This window comes from Ramlibacter sp. (assembly GCF_035548915.1).
Lineage (GTDB): Bacteria > Pseudomonadota > Gammaproteobacteria > Burkholderiales > Burkholderiaceae_C > Ramlibacter.
Map to the genome: position 1 here is coordinate 45,286 of NZ_DASZSE010000018.1, position 14,901 is coordinate 60,186.

General features: G+C 67.6%; 12 protein-coding genes. 7 read left to right on the forward strand and 5 right to left on the reverse strand.

Annotation, left to right across the window (positions count from 1 at the left end):
* Positions 1 to 40: 40 nt before the first annotated feature.
* Positions 41 to 1,837 (forward strand): dihydrolipoyl dehydrogenase, encoded by a 1,797-nt coding sequence (gene lpdA, locus VHA82_RS04345; RefSeq protein WP_325540635.1) that lies wholly within the window; start codon positions 41 to 43, stop codon positions 1,835 to 1,837.
* Positions 1,838 to 1,870: 33 nt separating this feature from the next.
* Here the strand turns inward: lpdA and VHA82_RS04350 are convergent, their stop codons facing one another.
* The gene (locus VHA82_RS04350; RefSeq protein ID WP_325540637.1) at positions 1,871 to 2,365 is read right to left on the reverse strand and encodes a pilin; all 495 of its coding nucleotides are present in this window, start codon (positions 2,363 to 2,365) and stop codon (positions 1,871 to 1,873) included.
* A gap of 14 nt (positions 2,366 to 2,379) precedes the next feature.
* Positions 2,380 to 3,021: a C40 family peptidase gene (locus VHA82_RS04355; RefSeq protein WP_325540639.1), complete on the reverse strand. Its 642-nt coding sequence runs from the start codon at positions 3,019 to 3,021 to the stop codon at positions 2,380 to 2,382.
* A gap of 69 nt (positions 3,022 to 3,090) precedes the next feature.
* On the opposite strand from VHA82_RS04355, the gene VHA82_RS04360 reads away from it, so the two are divergent.
* On the forward strand, positions 3,091 to 4,203 hold the full coding sequence (locus VHA82_RS04360; protein WP_325540641.1) for a PQQ-dependent sugar dehydrogenase: 1,113 nt from the start codon (positions 3,091 to 3,093) through the stop codon (positions 4,201 to 4,203).
* Positions 4,204 to 4,221: 18 nt separating this feature from the next.
* Here the strand turns inward: VHA82_RS04360 and VHA82_RS04365 are convergent, their stop codons facing one another.
* Together VHA82_RS04365 and VHA82_RS04370 are read right to left on the reverse strand one after the other, a co-directional pair.
* On the reverse strand, positions 4,222 to 4,872 hold the full coding sequence (locus VHA82_RS04365) for a response regulator transcription factor (protein WP_325540643.1): 651 nt from the start codon (positions 4,870 to 4,872) through the stop codon (positions 4,222 to 4,224).
* A gap of 53 nt (positions 4,873 to 4,925) precedes the next feature.
* Complete coding sequence (locus VHA82_RS04370) at positions 4,926 to 6,023, reverse strand: hybrid sensor histidine kinase/response regulator (protein WP_325540645.1); 1,098 nt, start codon at positions 6,021 to 6,023, stop codon at positions 4,926 to 4,928.
* A 198-nt stretch (positions 6,024 to 6,221) separates the two neighbouring features.
* On the opposite strand from VHA82_RS04370, the gene VHA82_RS04375 reads away from it, so the two are divergent.
* The 3 genes from VHA82_RS04375 to VHA82_RS04385 all read left to right on the forward strand — a co-directional run bounded on the left by VHA82_RS04375 (position 6,222) and on the right by VHA82_RS04385 (position 9,993).
* Positions 6,222 to 7,031 carry a GGDEF domain-containing protein gene (locus tag VHA82_RS04375; RefSeq protein WP_325540647.1) on the forward strand — a complete coding sequence of 270 codons (810 nt, stop codon included), beginning with the start codon at positions 6,222 to 6,224 and terminating at the stop codon, positions 7,029 to 7,031.
* A gap of 355 nt (positions 7,032 to 7,386) precedes the next feature.
* The gene (locus tag VHA82_RS04380; protein ID WP_325540649.1) at positions 7,387 to 7,986 is read left to right on the forward strand and encodes an isochorismatase family protein; all 600 of its coding nucleotides are present in this window, start codon (positions 7,387 to 7,389) and stop codon (positions 7,984 to 7,986) included.
* Between the two features lie 117 nt (positions 7,987 to 8,103).
* Positions 8,104 to 9,993 (forward strand): propionate--CoA ligase, encoded by a 1,890-nt coding sequence (locus VHA82_RS04385; RefSeq protein ID WP_325540650.1) that lies wholly within the window; start codon positions 8,104 to 8,106, stop codon positions 9,991 to 9,993.
* Positions 9,994 to 10,042: 49 nt separating this feature from the next.
* Here VHA82_RS04385 and VHA82_RS04390 read toward each other — a convergent pair whose 3' ends face one another.
* A complete protein-coding gene (locus VHA82_RS04390; protein WP_325540652.1) occupies positions 10,043 to 10,306 on the reverse strand; it encodes a hypothetical protein in 264 nt (87 codons plus the stop codon).
* Between the two features lie 307 nt (positions 10,307 to 10,613).
* On the opposite strand from VHA82_RS04390, the gene VHA82_RS04395 reads away from it, so the two are divergent.
* Together VHA82_RS04395 and odhB are read left to right on the forward strand one after the other, a co-directional pair.
* The gene (locus VHA82_RS04395) at positions 10,614 to 13,487 is read left to right on the forward strand and encodes a 2-oxoglutarate dehydrogenase E1 component (protein WP_325540653.1); all 2,874 of its coding nucleotides are present in this window, start codon (positions 10,614 to 10,616) and stop codon (positions 13,485 to 13,487) included.
* Between the two features lie 129 nt (positions 13,488 to 13,616).
* A complete protein-coding gene (gene odhB / locus VHA82_RS04400) occupies positions 13,617 to 14,882 on the forward strand; it encodes a 2-oxoglutarate dehydrogenase complex dihydrolipoyllysine-residue succinyltransferase (protein ID WP_325540655.1) in 1,266 nt (421 codons plus the stop codon).
* Positions 14,883 to 14,901 lie beyond the last annotated feature (19 nt).

Sequence of the window (14,901 nt, forward strand, 5' to 3'; positions counted from 1 at the left end):
AGCACTGCGTGTCTCCGCTGCCCCCCGAGGGGGAGGCCCAATGAGCCTGTCGGAAGTGAAAGTCCCCGACATCGGGGACTTCAAGGACGTGGCCGTGATCGAAGTGCTGGTGAAGCCCGGCGACACGGTGAAGGTCGAACAGTCTCTCCTGACCGTGGAGAGCGACAAGGCATCGATGGAGATTCCTTCGTCTTTCGCCGGCGTCGTGAAGGAAGTGAAGGTGAGGCTGGGGGACAAGGTGTCGGAGGGTTCCGTGATCGCGATAGTGGAAGCGGCCGAAGTCGCTTCCGCGCCGGGAGCAAGAACTCCCTCTCCCGCCCCGGCGGGAGAGGGTCGGGGTGAAGGCCGGGGTGAGGGCCGGGGTGAGGGTGGGCCCGCCGCCGCCCCCTCCGCCGCATCCGACGGCACCTACGACTGCGACATGCTCGTCCTGGGCGCCGGCCCCGGCGGCTACTCCGCCGCGTTTCGCGCCGCCGACCTCGGCATGAAGACGATCCTCGTGGAGCGCTACGCCACGCTCGGGGGCGTGTGCCTGAACGTCGGGTGCATTCCCTCGAAGGCGCTGCTGCACGTCGCCTCCGTGATGGACGAAGTGCGCCACTTCGAGTCGCTCGGCGTGAGCTTCGGCCGACCCGCCGTGGACCGCGCGAAACTCAAGGCGCACAAGGACAAGGTCGTCGGCAAGCTCACGGGCGGCCTGAACGCGATGGCGAAGATGCGCAAGGTGACGGTCGTGCGCGGCGTCGGCACGTTCCTCGATCCGCATCGCATGCAGGTGGAGGAAACCACCGGCAACGGTCAGGAGAAGACCGGCAAGACGCAGACCCTCAGCTTTCGCAACTGCATCATCGCCGCGGGCTCGCAGGCGATGCGGCTGCCCTTCATGCCGGACGATCCGCGCGTCGTCGACTCCACGGGTGCGCTCGACCTCGCGACCGAGCCGAAGCGCATGCTCGTGCTGGGCGGCGGCATCATCGGGCTCGAAATGGGCACGGTCTATTCGACGCTCGGCGCGCGCCTCGACGTCGTCGAGATGATGGACGGGCTGATGCTCGGCGCCGATCGCGACCTCGTTCGTGTGTGGCAGAAGATGAACGCGCCGCGCTTCGACAACATCATGCTGAAGACGAAGACCGTCGGCGCGCAGGCCCGCAAGGACGGCATCCTAGTGACATTCGAAGGCGAGCAGGCGCCGAAGGAGCCGCAGCTCTACGACCTCGTGCTGCAGTCGGTGGGCCGCAGCCCCAACGGGAAGAAGATCGGCGCGGACAAGGCCGGTGTGAACGTCAGCGATCGCGGCTTCGTTCCGGTCGACATCCAGATGCGCACGAACGTGCCGCACATCTTCGCGATCGGCGACGTCGTGGGCCAGCCGATGCTCGCGCACAAGGCCGTGCACGAGGCGCACGTTGCCGCGGAAGCCGCGTTCGGGGAGAAGTCCACGTTCGACGCGCGCGTGATCCCGAGTGTCGCGTACACGGACCCCGAGGTCGCGTGGGTCGGCCTCACGGAAGATCAGGCGAAGGCGCAGGGCGTCGCGATCAGGAAGGGGCATTTTCCGTGGACGGCTTCGGGCCGGGCGATCGCGAATACTCGCGACGAGGGCTTCACGAAGCTCCTGTTCGATGCGCAGACGCATCGCATCCTGGGCGGCGGCATCGTGGGCACGCATGCGGGCGACATGATCGGCGAGGTCGCGCTCGCGATCGAGATGGGCGCGGACGAGATCGACATCGGAAAAACGATCCATCCGCATCCGACGCTCGGCGAGAGTATCGGCATGGCCGCGGAGATCGCGCACGGGACTTGCACGGACGTGCCGCCGCAGCGGAAGTGAGGGCCTTCGCGCCGCCTCCGAAAAAACGACCCCCTACTTCCCCCGGCACCTCAAAGGCAACAGCGCCACCGGGACATCCGTCCTGTCGACGCCTTTGGCGACCATCTGCCCCGGCACGGCAGCGGACGCGCACAGCCACGCGACCGGCACCGCCCGCGTGTCCTGCACGACCGCCGGCCTGAGCGTCAGCGTCCTGCCCTTGATCGAGTTGTGCGCGCTGTTGCCGAAGACGATGTGAATCGCGCCGTTTTCGAGCGTGACCGAACTCACCACCGCATTCACGATCTTGTTGGCGGGCGGCACCCCCGCTGCCGCGTTGTCCGCAGGAAGGGGCAGGCCCGCGCGCCACGCGGCCTCCACGGCGGGCTTCACCACCTCCGCCAAGGGCAGAGCTTCTCCGATCTGATCGCGCACGAGCTTGTCGATGTACGAGGGCAGGGCGATCAGCAGCAGGATCACGAGAACGGCAAGCGCCGTCATCACTTCGATCAGCGTGAAGCCGCGCGCACGCGCCGCGACGCGGGGCACGGGCCGCGCCCCCGTCAGGGCAGTTGCTGCGGTGCCGCTTCGGCCTGCCGCGCCTCGAACATGGGCCGCTGCAGCACGCGCCGTGCACCGTCGAAGCGGGCAGCCCAGTAGCTGGTGCGCATTTCCTCCACGCGCACCTGGGCGCCGGGCCTGGGCGAATGAATGAACTTGCCGTCGCCGATGTAGATGCCGACGTGGCTGAAGTCATGCCGCATCGTATTGAAGAAGACGAGGTCGCCCGGTTCGAGCTCGCCCCGGTCGATCTTCTGCGTGGCAGCCGCCTGCTCGTTCGCCCGGCGCGGCAGCACGAGCCCGAGCGTCTGCTCGTAGATGGCTTTCACGAAGCCGCTGCAGTCGAAGCCGGTTTCGGCGCTGCTGCCTCCCCTGCGGTAGGGCACACCCAGGAAGGCCATCGCGTTCATGACGAGATCGGAAGCACCCTGCGCCACGGCCGTGGCGCCGTTCGCGACGATCAGCGCGGGCGGGCCGACTCTGTCGGCCACGTGGCTGCGCACCGTCTCCCACTTCTGAAGCAAGCCCTTTTCGGCCAGGAAGCGGGCGACCTCGTCATCGGCGATGGTCGGCGGCGCGGCATACGCGGCGTGCGCGGCAGTGACGCAGGCCGCGAGCGCCCAAATGTTGAGCCATTTGGACATGGTCCCGGACTTTATCACGCCCGAAGATGAGAACTCAAGCGAGGTATCCGAGATAAGCTCTTGATGCATATGAATCCGCAACACGCCGCGCGCTTCACATCGGGTCTTGCTGTCGGGCTGGCGGCGGCGTGCTTCGCGGCCGCTGCGCTTTCGCAGCCGCACTTCGAGCCGGTCGCCTCCGGGTTCGCGCATCCATGGGCGGTGGCGTTCCTGCCCGAGGGCCGGTTCCTCGTGACGGAGCGGCCGGGGCGCATGCGGGTGATCGGCGCCGACGGCAAGGTCGGCCCGCCGCTCGCGGGCGTGCCCGAAGTCGCGGCGCGCGGGCAGGGCGGCCTCCTCGACGTCGTGCCGGACTCGGGCTTCGCGTCGAATCGCGAGATCTACTTCTGCTTTTCCGAGCCGGGCGAGGGTGGGACGAACAGCACGGCGCTCGCCCGGGCGCAACTCGCTCGCGACGAGACCCGGCTCGAGAACGTGAAGGTGATTTTCAGCCAGAAGCCGAAAGTCGCGAGTACTTTGCACTTCGGCTGCCGCATCGTCGAGGCGCGCGACGGCACGCTGCTGCTCACGATGGGCGAGCGCAACGTCCGGCGCAACGACGCGCAGAACCTCGGGAACCACCTCGGCAAGATCGTTCGCCTGCACAAGGACGGCAGCGTCCCCAGGGACAATCCTTTCGTCGGAAGAAGCGGTGCGCAGCCCGAAATCTTCAGCTGGGGACACCGCAACTCGCAGGGCGCCACACTCGCCGCGGACGGCACCTTCTGGGAGATCGAGCACGGCCCCCAGGGCGGCGACGAGATCAACCTGCCCGAGCCCGGCCGCAACTATGGCTGGCCGGTGATCACCTATGGCGAGGAATATGGCGGCGGCAGGATCGGCGAGGGCACGGCGAAGGCGGGCATGGAGCAGCCGCTGCACTACTGGGTGCCCTCGATCGCTCCTTCGGGCATGGCCTTTCTCACGAGCGAGCGCTATGGCGCGGCGTGGAAGGGCCAACTCTTCGTCGGCTCGCTGAAGTTCGGCTACCTGGACCGCATCGAGCTCGCCGGTCGCAAGGTGGTGGGCGAACACCGCCTCGAGGTGGGCGAGCGCGTGCGCGACGTGCGCCAGGGGCCCGATGGTCTGCTCTACATCGTCACCGATGAGGCGAGCGGCAAGCTGATGCGGCTCGTGCCCTGAGGCACACACGGGCCCGGCTCAGGGCTTGATCAAGCCCTTGCGCACCGCATAGAGCGTGAGGCTCGCGATGTCGTTCAGGTGCAGCCGCTCCATGATGCGCGCGCGGTGCACGTCCACCGTCTTCGGGCTCAGGCCCAGCTCGAAAGCGATTTCCTTGGACGCCTTGCCCTGTGCGATCAGCTTCAGGATCTCCACCTGGCGCTGCGTGAGCTCGTCGTCCACCGTGGGCTCCGACGGCTGCAGCAGACGCTGCGCGATCGCGGGGCTGAAGTAGCTGCCGCTCGCCATCACGCTGCGCAGCGCCTGTTCCAGCTCGAAGGGCGGCGCGTCCTTCATCAGGTAGCCGCACGCGCCGTTGGACACCGCGCGCTTCACGAAGTCCACCGTGTCGTACATCGACAGCACGAGCATGCGCACATCCGGGAAGCGGGCGTGAATTTCGGAGATCGCGGCGATGCCGTCCATCACGGGCATGGAGATGTCGGTCATCACGACGTCGGGCTTCAGGTCGCCCACGAGCGTCACGAGTTCCTGGCCGTTGCGGGCCTCGGCGATGACCTCGACGCCGGCCACCATCTCGAGGAGCGCCCTGATGCCCGAGCGGACCAGGTCGTGGTCGTCGGCGAGCACGACGCGGACTTTCTGGACCCCTGAAGTGTTCTTCATCATTCGTTGCCCCCGTTTATAACTCCGATCACTCCGAGCGTCGCCCTCCAGGTGGGCTACAACACGGCGCGGATCGCCACGCCGGCGCCCGGCCGCGTGCGGATATGCAGCCTGCCGCCCGCGAGCTCCGTGCGCTCGATCATGCCGTACAGGCCCACGTTGCGCTCCGTCTCGTGGCCGCTCAGGAGATCTTGCTTGTCGAAGCCGATCCCGTCATCCACCACCAGCAGGCCGATGCGCCCCTGAGGCAGGAAGCGCAGGCGCACCGTGATGCCTGTCGCATGCGCGTGGCGCACGACGTTCGTGAGGGCCTCCTGCACGAGGCGCACGGCCACCGCCGCGTTGGGCCCGAGCTCGCTCGGCTCCGTCCCGCGCGAGGTGACGGTGAAGGCGAGCCCCGTGGGCTCCGCGACGCGCTGCACCGCCGACTGCACCGCCGCGACCAATCCCAGGATGTCCAGCTGCGCCGGGCGCAACGAGAACGAAAGTGTCTTCAGCTGCTGCACCGCGCCGTTGGCCATGTCCATCGCGGTGTTCGTGTACTTGCGCGCCGTTTCCTCGTCGGGGGCGCGCTGCGCGGCATGCAGGTGGATCATCACGCCCGTGAGCGTCTGCCCGAGCTGGTCGTGCAGCTCGCGCGAGATGAGCGAGCGTTCCCGCTCCTGGGCGACCACCAGCCGGGCCGACAGCTTCTGCAGGCGCCGGTAGGCGGCTTCGAGCTCGCGGTCGAGCCGTTCCTTTTCCTGCGCGCGCTGGCGCTCGCTCATCACCCGCTCGATGATCTGCGGCAGGGTGCCGAGCTTGTCCTTCGTGAGGTAGTCCTTCGCGCCGCAGCGCAGCACGTGGACCGCGGCTTCCTCGCCGATGGCACGCGTCACGACCACGAGGGGCGTGCCGCAGCGCCGCGCGAGCAGGATCTGCAGCGCCGCGTAAGGCGAAAACCGCGGCATGTTGAAGTCGCAGAGGATCACGTCCCAGTCCTGCTGGATCGCCTCGACGAAGCTCGCGGCGTCGTCCACGCGGTGCAGGTGGTACTGGCGGTGCGGGTCGCTGCGTTCGAGCGCGATGGCCATCAGCTCCACGTCGTCGGGGTTGTCCTCGACGCACAGCAGGCGGATCGTGGGCGCTTGCGCGGTGGGGGCGGGGTCGGGCATCGGCGGGCTCGGCTTGCGCCGCAGTGTAGCGTCAGGCAGGCGTTCGTGACAGTGCGCGCGGCGGGCGGTGGGTGTTGGCGGCATAGGCATTTTTCTTAGAGGGGCCGGGTGCAATTGCCTAGTTTCCAGGCGTGAGCGCGTGTTCTGATCGCCGTGTCCCCGCATGGGTGGGGGAGGCCAAGCAGGAGTCCCAGCGAAGTGAAGCCCGCATTCGAAACGACCGCCATCATGCCCGAGGGCCCCGCCGCGTGGGCGGCGCCGGACCTCGCATCCCTCGTGCGTGTGCTGCAGGCCGCGGGTGCGACGCTCGCCCTGTTGTCGCTTGGACTCGGCGGGGTGATCGCGTTGCTGCATCCGGCGAGCGAGCAGCTGACGCTCGCCGCGCTCGCGTGCGCCGCGATGGGGCTCGTCCTGCTGCGCGAGGGCACGGCGATGCAGGCCCGGCGCGACGCGGGGCTCGGGCGCATCGACCCGTCCAGTGGCCTCTACAACCGCGCGGGGCTCATCCGTGCCGGCGAGGTCCTGCTGGATGAGACGCGTGCCGCCGGCAAGGCGCTCGCCGTCGTGGTGCTGGATTTCGACGACCTGGTCGAAGTGCGCAACATCTATGGCCGCGAGACGAGCCGCAAGCTCCTCGCGCACGTGGTGCGGCGCATGCGTGCCGTCTGCGGCTCGCGCGGCCTTGCGGCTCGCACCGGCGCGGGCCAGTTCACGCTGGTGCTGCCGGGCATGCAGCCGCAGCAGGCGCGCGCCGCGGTGGAGCGTGTGCTCGGCAAGCCGAGCCGCATCGAATTCGACGCGGGCGACAGCGAGATCGTGCTGGTGCCCAGCATCCTGTGCGACTGTATCGAGGAAGAAGACGCGGCCACGAGCGTCGCGCAACTGCAGCGCAGCCTCGCGGCGCGCCTGGCCGAGCAGCGCGATTTCGAGCTGCGCCGTTGTCAGTATCTGCAGCGTTCGCGCGAGCGCCACTCGCGGCCGATGAGCCTGCCGCCCTCGCGGCTCTGAGGGTGCCGTCGTCGCGGCTCCGAGGCTGCGTCGTCGCGGATCTGAGGGTGCCGCGCCGGCGCGAGTGTCCCGCCCCCTCCCCCCGTCATTCCCGCGAAGGCGGGAATCCAGTGGCGTTCCTTCGCGTGCCGGCGCAAAGCCTCTGGATTCCCGCCTTCGCGGGAATGACGTGGTGGGGGTGAGTTCCGCCTTCGCGGGAATGACGTGGTGGGGGTGAGTTCCGCCTCCGCGGGAATGACGGGGTGATCTCCGCCTTCGCGGGAATGACGTAGTGGGGGCGAATTCCGCCTTCGCGGGTGGCCCCATCGGAAGTGTCGCAGCAATAATCCGGCTTGAACCCAAAGGACAAGCCCGAATGCTGCTCGAAGCCGAGGACTCGCACCTGGTGCTGGTCGACTACCAGCACCGCCTCATGCCCGCCATCCACGAAGCGCAGGCCGTGCTCGCCAACGCCGTGCGACTCGCACGCATCGCTCGCATCATGGAAGTGCCGGTCTGCGCCACCGAAGAGAATCCCGAGGGCCTCGGCGAGACGGTGGCCGAGCTGAAGCCCCACGTCGCCACGATCGTGCGCAAGATGGCATTCGCGGGCGGCGAGGACCTGATGCCCGTCCTGCGTCCGCTGCCCCGCGCGACTTCCGGCAACGCGAGGAGCCTGCCGCGGCACCTGCAGAAAGCCCACGCCGCGCCGCCTGCGCGCAACAGTGCCGTGCTCGCGGGCTGCGAGACGCACGTGTGCCTGCTGCAGACCGCCCTGTCGCTGCTGGAGCTGGAGTACGACGTCTGGGTCGTCACCGACGCGTGCGGTTCGCGCACCGAGCGCAACCGCGATGCGGCTTTCGATCGCCTGGCCGCGGCCGGCTGCGAACTGGTCACGGTCGAGATGGTGGCCTTCGAATGGCTGCGCACCGCGCGGCATCCCCGATTCGCGGAGGTCTTGACACTGGTCAAATAGGCGCGGGCCCGGCCGCGCGTGTCAGCTGCGGGCAAGATGCGTGCTACGACAATCGCGCCTGGCAGAAGCTGTAAGGAAGCTGGAAGAGCCGGCACGAAAAGCCGTGAGGAGCCACGCATGCGCTACGAAGATTTCTACCGCCGCTCCATCGAAGACCGCGACGCGTTCTGGTCCGAGCAGGCGCGGCTCGTCGACTGGGAAACGCCGCCCGCGACGGTGTGCGACCATTCGCGCCCGCCGTTCGCGAGCTGGTTCGTGGGCGGCCGCACGAACCTCTGCCACAACGCGATCGACCGGCATCTGTCCCGGCGCGCGGACCAGCCCGCGCTCATCTACGTCTCCACCGAGACGAACGAGGAGCGGGTCTACACCTTCGCCGAACTGCACGCCGAAGTGCAGCGCATGGCGGCGATTCTTCTTTCATTGGGCGTCGGCAAGGGCGACCGCGTGCTCATCTACATGCCGATGATCGCGCAGGCCGTGTTCGCGATGCTCGCTTGCGTGCGCATCGGCGCGATCCATTCGGTGGTGTTCGGCGGCTTCGCCTCCGTGTCGCTCGCCACGCGCATCGAAGACGCCGAGCCGCGCGTGGTCGTGAGCGCAGACGCCGGCTCGCGCGGGGGCAAGGTCGTCGCATACAAGCCGCTGCTGGACGAGGCGATCCGCCTTTCGAGGCACAAACCCGAATCGGTGCTGCTCGTGGACCGCGGGCTCGCGCCGATGGATCACGTGGCCGATCGCGACCGCGACTATGCCGAACTGCGGCAGCGTCACATGCACGCGGCGGTGCCTTGCGAGTGGGTCGATGCGACGCACCCGAGCTACATCCTCTACACGAGCGGCACGACCGGCCGGCCCAAGGGCGTGCAGCGCGACACGGGCGGCTACGCGGTGGCGCTCGCGGCGAGCATGAAGCACATCTTCCTCGCGCAGGCGGGCGAGACCTACTTTTCCACGAGCGACATCGGCTGGGTGGTGGGCCACAGCTACATCGTCTACGGGCCGCTCATCGCGGGCATGGCGACGATCCTGTACGAGGGCCTGCCGGTCCGCCCGGACGGCGGCATCTGGTGGAGCCTGGTCGAGAAGTACAAGGTGACGTCGATGTTCAGCGCGCCGACGGCGGTGCGCGTGCTGAAGAAGCAGGACCCCGCGTACTTGCGCCAGTACGACCTGTCGTCGCTGAAGGCGCTGTTCCTCGCGGGCGAGCCGCTGGACGAGCCGACCGCCCAGTGGATCGCCGAGGGCATCGGGCGGCCCGTCGTCGACAACTACTGGCAGACGGAGACCGGCTGGCCGATCCTCACGGTGTGCAACGGCGTGGAACCCGCGCCGGGGAAGCTTGGCAGCCCCGGCCGGCCGGTGTACGGCTTCGATGTGAAGCTCTTCGACGAGCACACGGGCGAGGAGCTCGCGGGGGCGGGCAAGAAGGGCGTGCTTGCGATCGAGGGGCCGCTGCCGCCCGGGTGCATGCAGACGGTCTGGCGGGACGACGAGCGCTTCGTGAAGACTTACTGGCAGAGCATTCCGAACCGGCAGGTGTACAGCACGTTCGACTGGGGCATCCGCAATGAGGACGGCTACTACTTCATCCTCGGCCGCACCGACGACGTGATCAACGTGGCGGGGCATCGGCTGGGCACGCGCGAGATCGAGGAGAGCATTTCGAGCCATCCGAACGTGGCCGAGGTCGCAGTGGTGGGTGTTGCCGATTCGCTGAAGGGGCAAGTCGCGATGGCCTTCGCGGTGGTGAAGGATGCTTCGGCGCTCGTGGACGAGAACGCGAAGCTGAAGCTCGAAGGCGAGGTGATGAAGGTGGTCGAGCAGCAGCTGGGTGCCGTCGCGCGGCCGGCGCGGGTTCGTTTCGTGACGGTGCTGCCCAAGACGCGCAGCGGCAAGCTCCTGCGCCGCGCGATCCAGGCGGTGTGCGAGGGGCGGGATGCGGGAGACTTGACGACGATCGAGGATCCGGCCGCGTTGCAGCAGATCCGGGACTTGCTGCGGTAGTGCAGGGGGCGCGCACGAGGCGCGTGATGCGCCGGTTGCGGATGCGCGTTCATTGATCGGGGGCGGGGATGGGTGGCAGCGGCGACAGCATGGCGAGGACGCGCGCGGCGAACACGGACGACGCGGCGTCGATAGGGAGATTCGGCTGGGCTTGTCTTCGAATCCGAACGTCCTGCGCGCGGGGCGATTCCGGTTCCTCGGCTTCCAGCTTGCGCCGTGGCGGCGCGCAGGGACGTTTCGGCGGCGGGTTCGTCGGCGGGTTGGATCGGATGGCCGGCAACGGAGACGGCAATGCGGAAGCGGCGGTTGTCATGGGTTTGCGGCCTTGGTGGGACGACGGGAGACAACAAGTTGACCACGAGTGGTCAACGAGTGCCCCCGAGCGCGCGGTGTCTTCCTCCCTCTCCCCCCCGGGGGAGAGGGCCGGGGAGAGGGGGTTCCTGAAGCGGCCGCCGGCCCTAGGTCGCGAATGCGATCGTGCCACGAACGTGGCACAATCGCATTCGCAACCTAGGGCCCTTCCCCCACAGTCGCGTCCGCCAATCGGTTCAGCCGTGTCGCGGAAGGTTCATCAACCAGCTTCATGCTTCCCTCAGGGAAGCGGAAAGTAGCGAAGACAAATGAGCGATCCCGGCTCCGTCTACACGGCCTATCGAGGCAATTCCTATCTTTTCGGCGGCAACGCCCCGTACGTCGAGGAGATGTACGAGAACTACCTCGCCGACCCCACCAGCGTGCCCGACATGTGGCGCGACTACTTCGACGCGCTGCAGAACGTGCCGGCCGTCGACGGCAGCAACGCGAAGGACGTCCCCCACCTGCCGGTGGTCAACGCCTTCGCCGAACGCGCGAAACAGGGCGCCACCGCGACCGTCACCCTCTCGCCGAGCGCCGAAGTCGAACTCGGGCGCAAGCGCACGGCCGTGCAGCAGCTCATCGCCGCCTACCGCAACGTCGGCTGCCGCTGGGCCGACCTCGATCCGCTCAAGCGCGCCGAACGCGAGAAGATTCCCGAACTCGAAGCGTCCTTCTACGGGTTCAGCGACGCCGACCAGGAAGCGGTCTTCAACATCAGCAACACGTTCTTCGGCAAGGACCAGATGTCGCTGCGCGAGCTCACGAACGCGCTGCGCGAAACGTATTGCGGCACGATCGGCGCCGAGTACATGTACATCAGCGACCAGGGCAGGAAGCGCTGGTGGCAGCAGAGGCTCGAGTCGATCCGCGCGAAGCCGAACTTCAGCGTCGAGAAGAAAAAGAAGATCCTCGAACTCGTGACGGCCGCCGAAGGGCTCGAACGCTTCCTGCACACCAAGTATGTCGGCCAGAAGCGCTTCTCGCTCGAAGGTGGCGAAAGCTTCATCCCGTCGATGGACGAGCTGATCCAGCAGGCCGGCGCGCGCGGTGTGCAGGAAATCGTGATCGGCATGGCGCACCGCGGGCGGCTGAACGTGCTCGTCAACACGCTCGGCAAGATGCCGCGCGATCTCTTCGCCGAATTCGAGCACACCGCATCCGAAGACCTCACCGCGGGCGACGTGAAGTACCACCAGGGCTTCAGCTCCGACGTGTCGACGCCCGGCGGGCCCGTGCACCTGTCGCTCGCGTTCAACCCGTCGCACCTCGAAATCGTGAACCCGGTCGTCGAAGGGTCGGTGCGCGCGCGCATGGACCGCCGCGCCGACGAGCACGGCAGGCAGGTGCTGCCGGTCCTCGTGCACGGCGACGCCGCGATCGCCGGGCAAGGGGTGGTGATGGAAACGCTCGCCCTTGCCGAGACGCGCGGCTACTTCACGGGCGGCACGGTGCACATCGTGATCAACAACCAGATCGGCTTCACCACGTCCGATCCGCGCGACGCGCGTTCCACGCTCTACTGCACCGACATCGTGAAGATGATCGAGACGCCGGTGCTGCACGTGAACGGCGACGACCCCGAGGCCGTGGTGCTCGCGACGCAGCTCGCGCTCGACTACCGCATGGAGTTCGAGAAGGACGTGGTCGTGGACATCATCTGCTTTCGCAAGCTCGGCCACAACGAGCAGGACACGCCCTCGGTCACGCAGCCGCTCATGTACAAGAAGATCGCGGCGCATCCGGGCACGCGCAAGCTCTACGCGGACAAGCTCGCCGCGCAGGGCCTGGGCGACACGCTCGGCGACGACATGGTGAAGTCCTACCGCGCTGCGATGGACGCCGGCAAGCACACGGTCGATCCGGTGCTCACCAACTTCAAGAGCAAGTACGCGGTCGACTGGTCGCCCTTCCTCGGCAAGAAGTGGACCGACAGCGCCGACACGGCCATCCCGCTTGCCGAGTGGAAGCGCCTTGCCGAGCGCATCACGACCACGCCAGAGGGCTTCACCGTGCACCCGCTCGTGAAGAAGGTGCTCGACGATCGCGCGGCAATGGGCCGCGGCGAGATGAACGTCGACTGGGGCATGGGCGAGCACATGGCCTTTGCCTCGCTCGTGGCGAGCGGCTATGCCGTGCGGCTTTCCGGCGAGGATTCGGGCCGCGGCACGTTCACGCACCGCCACTCGGTGCTGCACGACCAGAACCGCGAGAAGTGGAGCGAAGGCACCTACGTGCCGCTGCAGAACGTGGCGGAAAACCAGGCGCCCTTCGTCGTGATCGACTCGATCCTGTCGGAAGAGGCGGTGCTCGGCTTCGAGTACGGCTACGCCTCCAACGACCCGCACACGCTCGTGATCTGGGAGGCGCAGTTCGGCGATTTCGCGAACGGCGCGCAGGTCGTGATCGACCAGTTCATCGCCGCGGGCGAGGTGAAGTGGGGCCGCGTGAACGGCATCACGCTCATGCTCCCGCACGGCTACGAGGGCCAGGGGCCCGAGCACAGCTCGGCGCGGCTCGAGCGCTTCATGCAGCTGTCGGCCGACACCAACATGCAGGTGTGCCAGCCCACCACGGCAAGCCAGATCTTCCACCTGCTGCGCCGGCAGATGGTGCGCAATCTTCGCAAGCCGCTCGTCATCATGACGCCCAAGTCGCTTCTGAGGCACAAGGACGCGACGTCGCCGCTGTCGGAATTCACGAAGGGCGGTTTCCAGACCGTGATTCCCGAGAACAGGGAGCTGAAGGCCGACAAGGTGAAGCGCATCGTCGTGTGCTCGGGCAAGGTCTACTACGACCTCGCAAAGAAGCGCGAGGAAAAGGGCGCGGACGAGGTCGCGATCCTGCGCGTGGAGCAGCTCTATCCGTTTCCGCACAAGGTGTTCGCCGCGGAACTGAAGAAGTATCCGAACGCGACCGACATCGTGTGGTGCCAGGACGAGCCGCAAAACCAGGGCGCGTGGTTCTTCATCCAGCACAACATCCACGAGAACATGGCCGAGGGCCAGAAGCTCGGTTATGCCGGGCGCGCCTCCTCGGCGTCTCCGGCGGTGGGGTATTCGCACCTGCACGTGGAGCAGCAGAAGGCGCTCGTGGATGCGGCATTCGCGAAGCTGAAGGGCTTCGTGCTCACGAAGTAGTGCCCGCCCGTCGTCATCCCCTCGCAGGCGGGGATCCAGTGACTTTGCGCAGCGAAAGCCCCTGGATTCCCGCATACGCGGGAATGACGCAGCGCCGCGCATACAAAAAGACATCCCAGGAAAAACAAAATGGCTATCGTTGATGTGAAGGTCCCGCAACTGTCCGAGTCGGTTGCCGAAGCGACCCTCCTGCAGTGGAAGAAGAAGCCCGGCGAAGCCGTGGCGATGGACGAGATCCTCGTCGAGATCGAGACCGACAAGGTCGTGCTCGAGGTGCCCGCGCCGCAAGCCGGCGTGCTCGCGGAGCTCGTCGCCGGCGACGGCGCGACGGTCGTTGCCGAGCAGGTGATCGCGAAGATCGACACCGAAGGCAAGGCGGCCGCAGCCGCGCCTGCCGCAGCCCCGGCGCCCGCGGCTGCCCCGGCCGCCACGCCTCCTTCGGCGTCCACGGGCGGCGGCAAGTCGGGCGTCACGATGCCCGCTGCCGCGAAGATCATGGCCGACAACGCCATGGCGCCGGGCTCGGTGCCCGGCACCGGCCGCGACGGCCGCGTGACCAAGGGCGACGTGCTCGGCGCGCTTTCCGGCGGCGCCGCGGCGAAGCCTTCCGCCGGCGCGCCCGTGCCGGTCGCCACCGCGCCGAAGGCCGCGCTGCCGCAGGTGGCCGCGCCCGTGGGCGCGCCGGACCTCGGCGACCGCCCCGAGCAGCGCGTTCCGATGACGCGACTGCGCGCGCGCATCGCCGAGCGCCTCTTGCAATCGCAATCCACCAACGCGATCCTCACGACGTTCAACGAAGTGAACATGGCGCCCGTGATGGAGATGCGCAAGCGCTTCCAGGACCGTTTCGAGAAAGAGCACGGCGTGAAGATCGGCTTCATGTCGTTCTTCGTGAAGGCCGCGGTGCATGCGCTCAAGAAGTACCCGATCCTCAATGCCTCGGTGGACGGCAACGACATCGTCTATCACGGCTACTTCGACATCGGCATCGCGGTCGGCTCGCCGCGCGGGCTGGTGGTGCCGATCCTGCGCAATGCCGACCAGATGAGCTTCGCGGCCATCGAGAAGAAGATCGCCGAATACGGCGTGAAGGCGCGCGATGGCAAGCTGGGGCTGGAGGAACTCGCGGGCGGGACCTTCTCCATCTCCAACGGCGGCGTGTTCGGCTCGATGCTGTCGACGCCGATCATCAACCCGCCGCAGTCGGCGATCCTCGGCGTGCATGCGACGAAGGATCGCCCTGTGGTGGAGAACGGCCAGGTGGTGATCCGGCCGATCAACTACCTTGCCATGAGCTACGACCACCGCATCATCGATGGGCGCGAAGCCGTGCTCGGGCTGGTGGCGATGAAAGAAGCGCTGGAGGATCCGGCACGTCTTCTCTTCGATATCTGAGCGCGGGCAAGAAGCCGAA

Excerpts from the sequence above, each read along its gene's own strand:
- lpdA (WP_325540635.1), top strand. The coding sequence starts at position 41 with ATGAGCCTGTCGGAAGTGAAAGTCCCCGACATCGGGGACTTCAAGGAC.
- VHA82_RS04355 (WP_325540639.1), bottom strand. The coding sequence starts at position 3,021 with ATGTCCAAATGGCTCAACATTTGGGCGCTCGCGGCCTGCGTCACTGCC.
- VHA82_RS04360 (WP_325540641.1), top strand. The coding sequence starts at position 3,091 with ATGAATCCGCAACACGCCGCGCGCTTCACATCGGGTCTTGCTGTCGGG.
- VHA82_RS04365 (WP_325540643.1), bottom strand. The coding sequence starts at position 4,872 with ATGATGAAGAACACTTCAGGGGTCCAGAAAGTCCGCGTCGTGCTCGCC.
- VHA82_RS04370 (WP_325540645.1), bottom strand. The coding sequence starts at position 6,023 with ATGCCCGACCCCGCCCCCACCGCGCAAGCGCCCACGATCCGCCTGCTG.
- VHA82_RS04380 (WP_325540649.1), top strand. The coding sequence starts at position 7,387 with ATGCTGCTCGAAGCCGAGGACTCGCACCTGGTGCTGGTCGACTACCAG.
- VHA82_RS04385 (WP_325540650.1), top strand. The coding sequence starts at position 8,104 with ATGCGCTACGAAGATTTCTACCGCCGCTCCATCGAAGACCGCGACGCG.
- VHA82_RS04390 (WP_325540652.1), bottom strand. The coding sequence starts at position 10,306 with ATGACAACCGCCGCTTCCGCATTGCCGTCTCCGTTGCCGGCCATCCGA.
- VHA82_RS04395 (WP_325540653.1), top strand. The coding sequence starts at position 10,614 with ATGAGCGATCCCGGCTCCGTCTACACGGCCTATCGAGGCAATTCCTAT.
- odhB (WP_325540655.1), top strand. The coding sequence starts at position 13,617 with ATGGCTATCGTTGATGTGAAGGTCCCGCAACTGTCCGAGTCGGTTGCC.